The organism is Photorhabdus bodei (assembly GCF_003287735.1).
Lineage (GTDB): Bacteria > Pseudomonadota > Gammaproteobacteria > Enterobacterales > Enterobacteriaceae > Photorhabdus > Photorhabdus kayaii.
This window is the reverse complement of the sequence record NZ_NSCM01000001.1, coordinates 35,169-49,089: the sequence shown is the minus strand read 5'-3', so window position 1 is coordinate 49,089 and position 13,921 is coordinate 35,169. Positions and strand designations below refer to the sequence as shown.

Annotated in this window: 14 protein-coding genes and 1 pseudogene; 11 read left to right on the top strand and 4 right to left on the bottom strand. The window is 42.5% G+C overall.

Features of this window, described 5'->3' with window-relative positions:
- The first annotated feature begins 168 nt into the window (after nucleotides 1-168).
- Nucleotides 169-1,176: a helix-turn-helix transcriptional regulator gene (locus CKY02_RS00230; protein WP_240001965.1), complete on the top strand. Its 1,008-nt coding sequence runs from the start codon at nucleotides 169-171 to the stop codon at nucleotides 1,174-1,176.
- A gap of 104 nt (nucleotides 1,177-1,280) precedes the next feature.
- Here the strand turns inward: CKY02_RS00230 and CKY02_RS00225 are convergent, their stop codons facing one another.
- Complete coding sequence (locus tag CKY02_RS00225; RefSeq protein ID WP_112893770.1) at nucleotides 1,281-3,131, bottom strand: polyurethane esterase; 1,851 nt, start codon at nucleotides 3,129-3,131, stop codon at nucleotides 1,281-1,283.
- Between the two features lie 203 nt (nucleotides 3,132-3,334).
- On the opposite strand from CKY02_RS00225, the pseudogene bla reads away from it, so the two are divergent.
- From bla to CKY02_RS00210, 3 genes and pseudogenes are all read left to right on the top strand, one after another.
- Nucleotides 3,335-4,113, top strand: a pseudogene (bla, locus tag CKY02_RS00220) (class A beta-lactamase); the annotation flags it as partial.
- A 101-nt stretch (nucleotides 4,114-4,214) separates the two neighbouring features.
- A complete protein-coding gene (locus tag CKY02_RS00215) occupies nucleotides 4,215-4,469 on the top strand; it encodes a type II toxin-antitoxin system prevent-host-death family antitoxin (protein ID WP_105395478.1) in 255 nt (84 codons plus the stop codon).
- Nucleotides 4,469-4,885 (top strand): type II toxin-antitoxin system VapC family toxin, encoded by a 417-nt coding sequence (locus CKY02_RS00210; protein WP_105395527.1) that lies wholly within the window; start codon nucleotides 4,469-4,471, stop codon nucleotides 4,883-4,885. Before CKY02_RS00215 ends, CKY02_RS00210 begins: the two co-directional genes overlap by 1 nt.
- A 91-nt stretch (nucleotides 4,886-4,976) precedes the next feature.
- Here CKY02_RS00210 and CKY02_RS00205 read toward each other — a convergent pair whose 3' ends face one another.
- Entirely contained in the window at nucleotides 4,977-5,267 is a 291-nt protein-coding gene (locus tag CKY02_RS00205; protein WP_036776094.1) for a type II toxin-antitoxin system RelE/ParE family toxin, read from the bottom strand.
- On the bottom strand, nucleotides 5,255-5,527 hold the full coding sequence (locus CKY02_RS00200; RefSeq protein WP_011146552.1) for a CopG family ribbon-helix-helix protein: 273 nt from the start codon (nucleotides 5,525-5,527) through the stop codon (nucleotides 5,255-5,257). The genes CKY02_RS00205 and CKY02_RS00200 overlap by 13 nt, the downstream gene beginning before the upstream one ends.
- A gap of 666 nt (nucleotides 5,528-6,193) precedes the next feature.
- Here CKY02_RS00200 and CKY02_RS00190 point away from each other — a divergent pair.
- On the top strand, nucleotides 6,194-7,207 hold the full coding sequence (locus CKY02_RS00190) for a tail fiber protein (protein ID WP_112893769.1): 1,014 nt from the start codon (nucleotides 6,194-6,196) through the stop codon (nucleotides 7,205-7,207).
- Nucleotides 7,208-7,310: 103 nt separating this feature from the next.
- Here the strand turns inward: CKY02_RS00190 and CKY02_RS24195 are convergent, their stop codons facing one another.
- On the bottom strand, nucleotides 7,311-7,481 hold the full coding sequence (locus CKY02_RS24195) for a hypothetical protein (RefSeq protein WP_162119903.1): 171 nt from the start codon (nucleotides 7,479-7,481) through the stop codon (nucleotides 7,311-7,313).
- Between the two features lie 570 nt (nucleotides 7,482-8,051).
- On the opposite strand from CKY02_RS24195, the gene tssB reads away from it, so the two are divergent.
- Genes tssB through tssG form a run of 6 tightly spaced genes read left to right on the top strand, consistent with a single transcriptional unit; the run spans nucleotide 8,052 to nucleotide 13,900 of the window.
- Nucleotides 8,052-8,585, top strand: coding sequence for a type VI secretion system contractile sheath small subunit (tssB, locus tag CKY02_RS00185; RefSeq protein WP_112893768.1), 534 nt, complete (start codon nucleotides 8,052-8,054; stop codon nucleotides 8,583-8,585).
- Nucleotides 8,586-8,592: 7 nt separating this feature from the next.
- On the top strand, nucleotides 8,593-10,074 hold the full coding sequence (gene tssC, locus CKY02_RS00180) for a type VI secretion system contractile sheath large subunit (RefSeq protein WP_112894005.1): 1,482 nt from the start codon (nucleotides 8,593-8,595) through the stop codon (nucleotides 10,072-10,074).
- A gap of 56 nt (nucleotides 10,075-10,130) precedes the next feature.
- On the top strand, nucleotides 10,131-10,625 hold the full coding sequence (locus CKY02_RS00175) for an Hcp family type VI secretion system effector (protein ID WP_112875917.1): 495 nt from the start codon (nucleotides 10,131-10,133) through the stop codon (nucleotides 10,623-10,625).
- Between the two features lie 50 nt (nucleotides 10,626-10,675).
- Entirely contained in the window at nucleotides 10,676-11,119 is a 444-nt protein-coding gene (gene tssE, locus CKY02_RS00170) for a type VI secretion system baseplate subunit TssE (protein WP_112875918.1), read from the top strand.
- Nucleotides 11,120-11,123: 4 nt separating this feature from the next.
- Nucleotides 11,124-12,935 carry a type VI secretion system baseplate subunit TssF gene (tssF, locus tag CKY02_RS00165; RefSeq protein WP_112893767.1) on the top strand — a complete coding sequence of 604 codons (1,812 nt, stop codon included), beginning with the start codon at nucleotides 11,124-11,126 and terminating at the stop codon, nucleotides 12,933-12,935.
- A complete protein-coding gene (gene tssG, locus CKY02_RS00160; protein ID WP_112893766.1) occupies nucleotides 12,926-13,900 on the top strand; it encodes a type VI secretion system baseplate subunit TssG in 975 nt (324 codons plus the stop codon). Before tssF ends, tssG begins: the two co-directional genes overlap by 10 nt.
- Nucleotides 13,901-13,921: the final 21 nt, after the last annotated feature.

Sequence of the window (13,921 nt, the reverse complement as noted above, 5' to 3'; positions counted from 1 at the left end):
TAGGGACAAAAGTAGCGCATTACGTACTATTGATAATGATTATCATTAATGATAAATTGCGTGATATCTACAATACAATATATACACACAGTATATATATACATTAAAAATATAATGTCTATAATATGTAAAAACTACTATTTTAAGTACGGAAATAATTTTTAACTGGTGTCTGATGCTAATTTTATAGGGGATCTCATGAAGACAATCTATAGCAAAAAATTAGAAGTTTTCACGGCTGACCATTGCAATTGCGTGCATTCACATGCAGATAAAAAGAATACAAATACTCCCTTATTGATTGAGGAATTATCTGACGGCATTCACATAAATCGGCTATGCTTTGAACTCAACAAAGATGTCACAGAATATTGTGAAGGACCGCCAACGGTGTCAATCGCGTTTATTTTAAACGGGAGAGGAAAAATGGCGATTGAAAATGGTGATGAATTAGATATTCATCCGGGAATGATGATATTTTTCTATTCACCGAAAATGACGCGAGGCATGAACTTCTTTGGCTGCGGATCATGGCATATACTCGACATTCGTTTTTCATTGAACGAAATTGCAGCTCAGGAATTGCCACCTTTTACTCAATTAGCGGCAGGTTTTGAAAAGAACGCCAGTCACAGTGATGTATTGATGATGGCATGTCCTATCTACCCACCATTTATGCAAATAGTGAACCAAATAGAAGAGTGCCAATTAAGTGGCAATGTAAGAAAGGTTTATTTAAAGGCAAAAGCGTTAGAAATACTCGCTTGTGTGGCGTCTCAAGTTTATGATTGTCAATATAATATGGTCAGTGGGTTACAACGCCGAGCCGTTTATAATGCAATAAAAATAATTAACAGTGATTATCATTACCCTTGGACAATAAAATCATTATCAAGAGCGGTTGGTTTAAATGAACGGAAATTAAAAGAGGGATTTCGTGCTGTTGTTTTTCGCACTTTCCATCAATATCTGGAAAATGTCCGCATGACGACCGCAGAAGATTTATTGAAAAAAGGTATGAGTGTCATTGATGTTTCTACCGCAGTAGGTTACGCCAGTCCAAGCCATTTTTCTAAACGCTTCCGGCAACATTATTTGATCAATCCTAAAGCATGGCAGGCGAAATATGCCGTTGGTCACACTTTATTAACAGAAAATATCGTGGTCGGAAAATAAATGAAAATCTCTGTTTTGCCATGTTGACTATTCAGTTGATTCTAAAAAAGATGGCCATTTTGACATGGCCACTTCATGAATAGGGGTATCGCATGATTTATATGTTATGCCAGTATTATGTTATCTACCAATAAGCTATCCATGCTGACGCCAACCAGAGTGACTGAGTTTTGCCCGAAGGTAAACACCAGATCATTGTCCACCATAGAAGCATGATCCAGATAATTACTTTTATCACTACTGCCTTCGGTACCCAAGAACACCAGTTTATCCGTCTTGTTGTAACCATAGATGATGTCTTGTCCAAAATCACCGCTGAACAGGAAGGTATTGTTATTACCCTGACTTTTCAGAACATCATTACCTTCACCACCGACGAAAACATTATTGTTGCCGAAACCGATCAACGTATCATCGCCATCCAGACCGAACAACCAGCTACCGGAGGTTTTAGAAGTCAGAGTATCATTCCCATCGTTGCCCGTGACTGAATTGGCGTATTTCGTCAATCCATTGCTAGAATACAAACCATCGGCTCTGACTTGAGAATCCACCTGTTTAGTCAGAAACAGCCAGGTACTTTCCTTACTTCTTATAGCCGAGATATCCGTAGCAATGGTAATGCCGCCTTGTGCATCACGCATATACAATGTACCTGCCTGGTCATAGGCTATTTCTGCATTTTTTAGTGACTTCTGTAAGTCAAAGGTATTATGGCCTTTCCCGCCGGCAATAATGTTAAATCCGCCATCATCACGGAAGATATCATTGCCGTCGCGCCCTTCCAGATAATCGTTTCCTTTACCACCTTTAATTAGGTCGTTGCCGTCGGTACCGATAATAAAAGTACTACCAGTGTGTTTCTCAGCATTCCGGTTCAAATCCTGCACCCAAGTATTTTCACGGGTGACGTTGGAAAGATTACTGACAACAATAGTAGAGTCTTTATGAGTCAGATCGTAGAACGTTGACTCCATAATACGTTGCATGCCGCTCTGGTAAAATGGCGTCACATGCGAAACCCAGGTTGACGCATTAGCAATGGAGAAGGGCAACACATTCCACCAGTTTGATGCATAGTGATCGTTAAAATTAACAATATTATTTGTCGCAGAATCCCTTGGTGTATCGTGAACTCCCGCGGATGATGAATCAATGCTAGTGCCGTTTAATACGCGGAATACGGGATCATTCTCGTATCCCACGTTCAGCACTTTGTTACCTTTCTCATACTGTGATGGCGAAGCGAAAGAGATATAGTTCGACTGGGAGTAGAATCCCCCCCATTTCGTATCGCTAGACTCCGCCATACTATTCACAGCTAACCCACCCAAACTATGGCCGCTGACCACAACGTCACTGCCCGTCAAGCCGTGAGCTTTGGCATAATTAGCTACATGGTCCAGCAGCCGGCCGAAAGCGTTTGGCGTGTAGTCATTCGAATAGTCTTTCTTACCTAAAGCTACCAACATATTATTCATAATGTCGCCGAATGTATCGGTAATAATTGACTCTCGGGGACCACTCGTACCGCGAAACGCAATGCCGATAGAAATCAAATTACCATCAGCATCATATTTTCCCATTACCTCTGCCTGAGCAGTGGAATGACTTGATTTTTCGCCGAAAAAAGTACCGCGGGCATCCGTTTTTCCCTGATAACCTAACTCATCAGCACTGATAGTAAACCATCCTGCGTCATTGAGTTTATCTTGTGCCTGTTTTTCCGCGTCCGGATTCCAAGGCAATTTAGGTGTGATGCCCTGCGATGTCGTGCTGCCAAGAATTGCAGTCAACAACGTTAATGGCATCCCTAAACCAAAACCATAGTTGTAATACCCCTCGGCAAATCCGCTGCCCAGATTATGATAAGCATACCCGGCGATAGTTTTTGCGTCGGAAAATAACTCTTTAGAAGTAGTGTCATCAAAGTCTTTGTACTGAAAAACACCCATGATGCATATCCTTATTAAGTTAATATAAAGTTAAAAAAGTGTTCTAAAAATATTAACCAGCTAGGTAAGTATAGATTGATGGAGATCATTTAAAGAGTAATTATCTAAAAATTTATAAATTAGTGAGCCATAATGAAAATTTAATATTTTTACAAAACTTTAATTGAATAAATAAAGTTTATATGCTATATGGTCTCGCGAGTGAGAAACAACTTGCCGAACTGGAAAACAGTACAAAAGGCCGTTTAGGCGTGACGCTGATTAATACTGCCAACGGTCAGGAAATTCAATACCGAGGGGATGAACGTTTTCCTTTTTGTAGTACTTTCAAGCTGATACTTGCTGCGGCGGTGTTGCACAAAAGCATGTCCCAGCCAGAATTATTAGCAAAACATATTCATTATCGTGAGTCTGACTTACTCTCTTATGCCCCTATTGGCGCAAGAATTTAAATCAAGGGATGAGCATTGCACAATTATGTGCGGCAACCGTGCAATACAGCGATAACACCGCAGCAAATCTATTGATTAAAGGATTGGGGGGATTAGAGGCAGTAAATCGCTTTACTCAAGGTATAGGTGATCCTGCATTTCGACTCGATCGCAGGGAACCTGATTTGAACAGCGCCATTCCCGGTGACCTCAGAGATACCACAACACCCGCGGCAATGGCGGCCAGCGTGAAGAAAATCGTGCTTGGAGAGGTACTTGGAGCATCACAACGTGAACAATTAATCGTTTGGCTTAAAGGAAATACCACGGGAGATGCCAGTATTCGCGCCGGTGCTCCAGCCGGTTGGATAGTTGGTGATAAAACCGGTGCTGGCGATTATGGCACCACTAACGATGTCGCGGTACTTTGGCCGCCAAAGGGAGCTCCTGTGGTTCTGGCAGTTTACTTTACCCAACCTCAGCAAGATGCCGAATCACGCCGTGATGTACTTGCTGCGGCTACGCGGTTGGTGATGGCGCATTTAGCCTAATTTTTCCTGGGATGCTAAGAGGGTGAATGACTAAAATTTGCACCCCTTAGCAATATGTAGTAACGTACCTACATAAATTAGCTATTATATCGAGGTGCACCATGTCAATCACAACCTTATCGAGTCGGCAGCTCAATCAGGATGTCAGCGGGGCAAAAAAAGCAGCCAAAAGCGGTCCAGTGTTCATCACAGATCGTGGCAAACCGGCACATGTCCTGCTAACCATTGAGGAATACCAAAGAATCACCAAACAGCGTAGAAACATCGCTGATGCTTTAGCAATGCCCGGTGTTGAAGATATTGAATTCAATCCACCACGTGTCGCTATCAATAGCCGTCCAGCCAATTTCTCATGATGTATATTCTTGATACTAATATTGTCTCCGAACTTCGGAAAGTTCGAACGGGTAAAGCTAATGCCGGTGTGGCTGCATGGGCTGAAAGTGTTGATGCAACGGAGCTTTTCCTGTCAGCCATTACTATTATGGAGCTGGAAACCGGCATCTTACAGATTGAACGACGAGACATAACTCAAGGGGCATTATTGCGCTCATGGTTCAACCACCATGTAATACCGGAATTTACTGGGCGGATCTTACCGGTAGATACGGCTGTAGCTCAGCGGTGTGCCCGGTTGCATGTCCCTGATCCATGCTCAGAGCGTGATGCACTAATCGCCGCCACCGCGCTGGTTCATGGTATGACTGTCATCACACGAAATGTGATTGATTTTGAATTGACCGGTGTACCAATATTAAATCCCTGGGTTTAAGGATGATGAAATATTTAAATATGCATGTTGGGTAGTAGGTGATAAAACCGGTAGTAGTGATTATTTCTCATTAGCAGTCATCTGTCTGATTTTAATATCCGGCCTCTTTTTGATGCCGTACAGCAAAAATTGTTGCTGTTTCACCCTCAATCCGATACAAGGCGATATAGCCACTACTTCCAAAATCAATAAGCCATTCTCGGAATTCCGGATCCATATCGTCAGCAGGGCGTCCCGCTTCAGGTTGACGTGCCAGCATTTTCACGCCAGCACGTATTGTTTTAATAGCTCGACGAGCAGTGTCTTTGTCTTTTTTAGCAAGAAAACCATAGAGCCGCTGTATATCAGAGAGAGCAGGTGGAGACCAAATCAAACGTGGCATTCAGGTAACTCCGCATCTTCTCCTGCTTCGAGCTTAGCTAACCAGTCGTCCGCTTCTTCAAGTGTCAGGTGTAGTCCATTCTCTTGATACGCTTCCCAAGCACGCAATGCATCCTGTTTGAAAGATTCACGTTTTTCTTCACGCTCTACATAGTCACGTATAGCTTCACGCATTATCCAATGAGCTGAACGATGCCGCACTTCTGCCAAATACTGGATCCGACTTTTCAAGTTATCATCAAGTTTTACTGAGGTTGCCATTTTCTTCCACCTAAATATTAGAAGGTAATACCTTTTAATACTATATCATGAAATCTCCGCTTTGCTACTAGGTAAAGAAAACCTACGTTTTTCACTTGTTTGGTGCGTTGGCTGAATTTGAACGTCATCTACGCCGCCACCGCGCTGGTTCATGGTATGACTGTCGTCACACGAAATGTGATTGATTTTGAATTGACCGACGTGCCAATATTAAATCCTTGGGTTTAAGGATGATGAAATATTTAAATATGCATGCCTTATATTAAATAAGATAAGAAATGAACATGCATATTGATATATTTATTAAAAATAAAATCAAAGCAGAATATTGAAATATAATTTTGAAAATTTGCAAAAACACTTACAAAAATCATTGCCATCTATTTCATCCTGTTTTTCTTTTCGTTATCACTCAAATAAAAAATTCATATTTTAACTTTATTATTTTATGGGTTTATTTTTCATTAAAATAGAAAGGCAATAGCTCACACACGTTAATCTGTTTATTCCCCACTTATATAAAAACAATTAGCCCTGTAAGTTATAAAAATAGTCCATTATTATTTTCTTGAACTAGACTATGATTGTCGTCAATAGATAGAGTTATCTATACGATAATCTAACATATTGATTACGTAATAAAATTATTTTATTTAAGAGGGACATATGAGTCAAAAAAATGATTTCAAAGCTTTTTCTATTAGTAATAATGCTAATGTAGTGAGTCAAGAAGAATATGAGGAAAATCAGAGTTTGCAGATGGGATTTCCACCAGATAATATTTCTACTCATGTATTAAATAAGGCATTACGCCAATCTTCAACAATAGCTTCTGTTATCGCTAACTTTATTGCAACACAATCTGGTGACGACATTCTGGATGATGGTGATATCGCTAAACTCACCACCAAATTAAATCAAGCATTAAAACAAAAAGTTACGGCAGAAATTCCAAATGCCTCATTAACACAAAAAGGCGTTGTCCAACTAACCAATGAAATTGGCAATAATGAGACATTGGCAGTGACACAAAAGCTAGTTCAGGAAATCATCAACTCATTGCGTGGAAATATTGATGGTAAAGTATCCAACAATCGAAAAATAAATGGTAAGGCGTTGACTGAGGATATTAATCTGAATGCAAGTGATGTAGGGGCATATACTCGAACAGAGGTATACACCCGATCAGAAGTATATACACGCGCAGAGGTAGATAGACTGATTAAAACGACCAATGACATTCCTGTTGGCGCTCCTATTCCTTGGCCGTTAGCGCATCCACCTATCGGCTACTTTGCTTGTAATGGTTCTGCTTTTAATAAATTACAGTATCCGAAGTTAGCAGAAGCTTATCCTGATGGCAGATTGCCCGATTTAAGAGGCGAATTTATTCGTGGTTGGGATGATGAGCGCGGTGTAGATAGTGGGCGCAAAATTTTGACATCACAGAATGATGCGATTAGGAACATTACAGGCATAATCGATAGCATAGCTCATGGACGTACTCGTTATGCGTCAGCATCAGGAGCTTTTGTTAGAGACAATGGGAACGATACAGGTAACGCGCAAGGAGGAGGCTATACTGGAAAATTCACGTTGGATGCATCACGTGTTGTCCCAACAGCAAATGAAAACCGCCCTCGCAACATTGCGTTTAACTATATCGTAAAGGCGGAATAATAATGGCCTAAAAATAATCTTAGATATTGAGATTGCCATAGCCATAATTTGTTATGAAGAATATCAGCGTTTATCATGGCACTTGGCTCTGGCAAAATCATTTTCACGGAGAATAAAAGCTCATCAGGTAAGATGAGCTTGCTTGTTTTATAACCAAGCATAGTTGAGCATCATCGTCATATTTGGAAAATCCCAGATGGAAGAGAATGCGGTTCCTATACCCGTCATCTTTCAAGCTGCCTCTTTGTTGGCTGCACTCGCTCACCCCGGTCACATAGTTTCCTATGCTCCCGGGGATTCACTCCCTTGCCGTCGCGATGCATCTTGAAATCCATAGGGTATATATCTAATAAAAAATCGTAAAGTATTTTATTTCCTTTCTAAAGTTAACCACAGATTAAATCAAACTCTAATTCCATCTATATTTCTATTTTTCTGATTCGTCAGATTCTGATTATTAAAAACGGTGGTATAAAAAATAAGACAAGTATGAAAATGCATTTTTACCACAATGTGCTTTATCGATTTTTCACAACAAATACAATTAATTACAAAATAACATAAAATTCCGTACATTATATTTCACTCTAAGACTATTGCATTAAGTTAATATCCATGAGAATTTATTCCCCGCCGAAATACGGTGGGTTTTGAATATCATTAAATGTGTCACAACATATTAACTTGCTATCAATAGCGTTAATTGATCTCTTCATCTATTCCTCATCTTATTCGGTTATTTACTGTCTATCTCATAATACTTACTGAAATAGACCATTAATCAGGTTTGGTGCGGTTTAACGTAAGTTTGCACTTCCTGTCATATATAAAGGTAAAAGGTGCCATGAATACTCAACGTAAGCTTGATAAAGTCAGACCGCCCCGAGTTCAGATTACTTATGATGTTGAATTAGGTGACGCGGTCGAGAAAAAAGAATTGCCTTTGGTTATTGGCGTTATTGGGCAATTTGCTGAGCAATCTATTCCCATGCGTGAACGTCGTTTCATGCATGTTGATAAAGATAATTTTAATGCAGTGATGGAAGGTTTATCACCTTCATTGGAATTACAGGTTGAAAGCGCACTGCCGGGTCAGAGCGGATTTATTAATGTCGATTTGCAATTTAAATCAATGGCTGACTTTAACCCTGAGAATTTAGCGAAACAGATAGAACCGCTTCATCATTTGTTAGAGGTACGCAGCAAACTCAGTGATCTGAAAGGCCGTGCATTGAGCAATGAAAAATTGCGAGACCGTCTGACGGAAATTCTGGCTGAACATGTGGATAAATTACCGCCGGTAAATGAAGAAGCGGAAACCGCCGCCACAGAAAATAGAGCAGATGACGTCACCCCGGAAAATAACAATGCACAGTGAGGGCAGTATGGAACAGAGCGTTGTTGAACAACAAGAATTGAAAACGACGGAAACAAATGGTGATTTTCTTGATCAGATTATTGATAACACGCAAGCCATTCGTCGGGAAGCAGATCGTGATCGGGTAAAAAGCCAGCTCGACCAGTTTTTGGCCGAAGTCACCTCCGGTTCACTGGTGGTTTCCGGCGATTTGGTAAACAGCATTGAGGAACGCATCGCAGCGATTGATGCGCTGATGTCCGCTCAACTGAGTCTGGTCTTACATCACCCGGAATTTCAGCGCCTGGAATCTTCTTGGGTAGGGCTTAAAGGATTACTTGACCAAAGCGAAACAGATAATACTCAGATCCGCATGTTGAACGCGACGAAAACCGATTTGATTAAAGACTTTAAATCGGCATCGGATTTCGATCAGTCAATGCTGTTTAAAAATGTGTATGAATATGAATACGGCACCTTTGGTGGTGAACCTTATTCAGCGTTTGTCGGTGATTTTGACTTTGATAACAGCCCGGAAGATCTTTACTTACTGGAGCAGATTTCTCATGTGGCAGCAGCAGCCCATGCGCCGTTTATCAGTTCAGTCAATGCGGGCATGCTGGGGCTGAATGATTTTGGTGAACTACCACGTCCACGTGATTTATCCAAACTGCTTGAGACATCCGACTATCTGCGCTGGAAACGCTTCCGGGAATCTGATGATTCTCGCTATGTCGGCCTGACGTTGCCGCGAGTGATTGGCCGTTTGCCTTACGGGGCAAAAACCATCCCGGTCGAACAATTCTGCTTCGAAGAGCAGGTAAAGGAAGGAGACAGCAGCAGTTATTTGTGGATTAACGCCGCTTATGCACTGGCAGGACGTATGGTAGCTGCATTTGAACAGTATGGCTGGTGTGCGGCGATCCGCGGTGTGGAAGGCGGAGGATTGGTTGAGGCGTTGCCAGCGTATCATTATACCTCTGTGTCCGGGGAAAATGTGCTGCAATGCCCGACTGAGGTGGCTATTTCTGATCGCCGTGAAAAAGAGTTAGCAGAATTAGGGTTCATTCCTCTGGTTTATTATAAAGGAACTGACTATGCCGCATTTTTCTCGGTGCAGTCACCGAATAAGCCGAGAAAATATAATTCTGACCTAGCGAACGCTAACGCGAAATTATCGACCCAATTGCAATACATTATGACAACTTCTCGTTTTGCCCATTATCTGAAAATGATTGTACGTGACAAAGTGGGTAGTTTTATGTCCCGTGGGGAATGTCAATCTTATCTGCAAAACTGGATCAACCAATATATTGTTGGCTCTGATACCGTCGGCGCAGAAATTAAAGCGAGTCACCCATTACGGGAAGCAAGAGTTGATGTCGTTGAAGTCCCCGGCTCACCGGGAACATATCGGGCTGTGGCTTATTTAAGGCCGCATTTCCAATTAGAAGGATTAAGTATGTCTTTACGGTTGGTGGCTGATTTACCACCGTCATCGGCTGCCTGATTTTTCTATTTATTAATATTTATCCTATTTATTACAACTAACTGGAGTAGTTAATTATGAGTTCTTCAATTTTTTTACAAATTGATAGTATTGACGGTGAGAGTACCGACAGCAAACATAAAAAGTGGATTGAGCTGGAACATGTCAATTTTGGCGCATTTAACCATGCACGTATTGCAGACAGTGGTAAACGTAAAATTACCGTTGGCGCAGCGGATTTCCGCACCATTGATTGTGTGAAGGTGATGGATTCCAGCTCGATTAAATTACTGTCTGCCGTGGCGCAAGGTACCGCGATTAAGAAAGTGAAATTGGAAATCTGTACGATTTTCAAAGGGGAAATGCATCCTTACGCGGAAGTGGAAATGGATGAGTGTGTCATCTCCGATGTTCATGAAACGTGTTCACGTGGTGGTGAATTCCCACAAGAACAGATTTCTATCACCTATTCCAAAATTAAATGGACATTTACGCCACTCAAAGAAGATGGCACTAAAGGAGATAAGGTGGGGCCGGAAGGTTGGGATCTTATCGAGAATAAAAAACAGTAACAATTACCATTTACTGCCGGTTGAAGGCCGGCAGTTTCTACCGGAAATATATGATGATTCAGCCTTCATTTCTCCATCGTCTGAAAGATGATTATCCACAAGATGAAAAACGGGGTGTCACACTGGTTTGGTCACGTCAGGAAGTTATACAAAGCCTAATCGCCGATTTGAGTATGCTATTTTCATCAAGACCGATTTCTGAAATTTTCCCTTTATTTGGTGAGTTATCGAAATCCGTTTTAAATTATGGCGTTTCTGATGTCATTAATGTGGATATTTCGGATGATGAGCGTATTGATGCACTGAGCAATAATATTTACCAAGCTATTTCCCGATTCGAGCCTCGTTTGCAAGATGTCGTTATTACATTACAGAAAAATACGCCGGAGAATATTACCTTCTGGGTGAAGGGAATTTTCTTCAACGAACAAGTGGTGTTTTCTATCTCATGGAACAGTACCGCATATACCTATTCAATTTCATGGGATAAATAACAAGATGATGTTATTACCACAAAAAATACTGACTTATTATAACCGGGAATTGGGTTATTTAAGGCAATATGGCGCTGCTTTCTCTCAGCGTTTTCCTAAAATTGCTAAACGTCTTGGGTTCGCAGAAGGTGTTTCAGAAGATCCGCATGTAGAACGCCTGGTGGAATCTTTTGCATTCCTGACGGCAAAAATCCATCAGCGGATTGATGAAGATATGCCGGAACTTAGCAACGCCATGTTGGAGGTATTAGCGCCACAGTTTCTACGTCAGGTACCGTCGGTATCGTTGGTGCAGTTTCAACAGGACCCATTAGCATCCGGTGTGACTGGGATGATGACGGTAGCGCGGCATACCCCGTTGATTTCTCAACCGGTAGGCGATGTGACCTGTCGTTTCCGCATGGTATATCCGCTGGAGATGTTGCCATTGGATTTAACGCACGCGGAACTGATACCAGACCCTTACGATCGGGACTTTATCCTAACGCTAAGTTTTACCCTGTGGCCGGGTGCCAGCTTTCAGGCGCAACATATCCGGTTGTATTTACATGGCGCACCGGTGCTGACCCATAGTTTGTATGAATTGTTGTCAGCGCAAGTTAAGCAACTGGAATGTCGGTTAGGCGAGCGTACATTCAACCTGAATAGCCGGGGTGTTCAGGTAGTGGGCTTTGATCCGCAAGATAACTTATGTGCCGATGATGCATTAATAAACCCGATTCATCACTTATTTCGTGATTATTTCAGTTTCCCAGAAAAGTTTTTATTCCTGGATATTCCGTTACCGGATGCTGGTTTGATCACCCGTTCATCAGGCAAGCTGCAATACCGTTTCCAGCTTAAGGATTGTGTTGCATTGCGCCGCATTGAACGTATGAGTGATAAAGTCAGCAATGAAACCTTCCGGCTAAATTGCGTGCCGATAATTAATCTGTTTTCTCATCAGGCGGAACCCATTATTCCGCTGGAAACAGAGCATGAATATCTGGTTCAACCGGATGCTCGTCGCCCACAAAGTATGGAAGTTTATACCATCGATCAGGTCGAGATTGTCAGCCGTCAACAGGAACAATTAAGTTCCAAACCGGTGCCGTCGTTATTTGGTATTGAACATACACAGTCTGACGAACAGCCCCCATTATTTTGGCAGGCAACGTCACGTCCCTCACTCAGACATAACGATCTGGGAATGAATATGTTCATCGGTTTTTCTGATAGCCGTGGTGAACATCTGAAACCCGAAACCGATGTGGTGAGCCTGAGTTTGACCTGTACTAACCGCGATATACCGCGACAGTTGAGTAACGGTCATCCTGATGGCGATTTCGAATCAGAAAGCGCGCTGCCGGGAGTAAAAATTCTGGGATTGATCCGTCCCCGATTGCCGGTGCGTCCACAGCCCAATAGTGCATTGAACTGGCGATTGGTATCGCAACTCAATTTAAACCAAATGTTACTGAGTGGTCCGCAGGGTGTTCAGCACTTAAAAGAGGCGCTAGAACTCTACAACTTGCTTGGCGATCCAGCCATATCGCAGTTGATTGCACAACTACAGCAAATTGCTATTGCGCCGGTGAGCGCACGCCTAAATCCCGCCGATCCCCATTCTCTGGCGCGTGGGCTGGAAGTGACATTGACATTTCAGACGCAAGCAGGCGAGTTTATTGATTTTTATCTGTTTTGCAGCCTGCTAGAGCGTTTTATTGCCATGTATGCGCCGATTAACAGCTTCACGCAGACCGTAACACAGTTAGAGACGCTTAATAACAGTACTCACCGTTGGCCGCGTCGCAGTGGGAGAGTGACATGGCTTTAGAAAATAAGATGCGTTTAGCTGGCGGCCGTTTTTATCAAAATGTACGTCGTTTGCTTAAACGTTGTCGCCAACGTGAAGACGCGATAATCATCCCTGATGATGTGGTGCAATTCAGCTCTGCACTGACATTAGATGCGCCGGAAAGGGAAGTCGAGTCGCTATTACCACCGCAAGAGGGGGATGAGCAGTATCGCATGGCGGTACATCACTTTGGTCTATTAGGAACCCTTGGCGCATTACCGTTGCGTTATACCGAGTGGCTGATTGATAGGCGTTACCGCTATGGCGACGAATCGGCTCAGGCATTTATTGATATTTTTACTCACCGCCTGCTTAGCCTGCGTTTTCAGGCATGGCAGAAATATCGGTTATATATCAATGCCGAATTGCAAAACCATGCAGAGTTACAAACCCATCGGGCTTTACCGGCCGTCATTCCGGCAGTTGCCGGCCAATTGATGGAGAACAAAATAGAGCGCTCTCATCCCGCTTGTGTCGGATTGCTGGCAACACCGGTCCGTTCAATGGTGAATTTGCAACACCTGTTGCAGCGGGAATTTGGTATGGCGGTCAACATCCAGCCCTTTAAAGGGCGCTGGCAATATGTTGAACAGGCGCACTGTTGCTGTTTAGGTCGCAGTTTGCTAAGCGATAACCCGATGTTGGGTCGCGCTTATTGGGATATTCAATCAGGATTTCATATTCAGTTGGGACCGTTTGCCGCTCGGCGGCGAGCCGCCTTTATGCCGGGAAATGAACAATATCGCAAACTGACACAATGGGTATGGCAATTTGCCGGGCCGTTGCTCTCCTTTTCACTGGAATTGTTGGTACAGCATAGTGGGCAAGACAATATATTAAATGGCAGCCGTCAACTGGGGTGGGATGGTTGTTTGGGCAATACCGGCAAGAGCAATATTCAGCATATCTATCTGGCTGAATGTACAGGCCCCTACGCGAATTAAACAAGAATACAGGTAATAAAA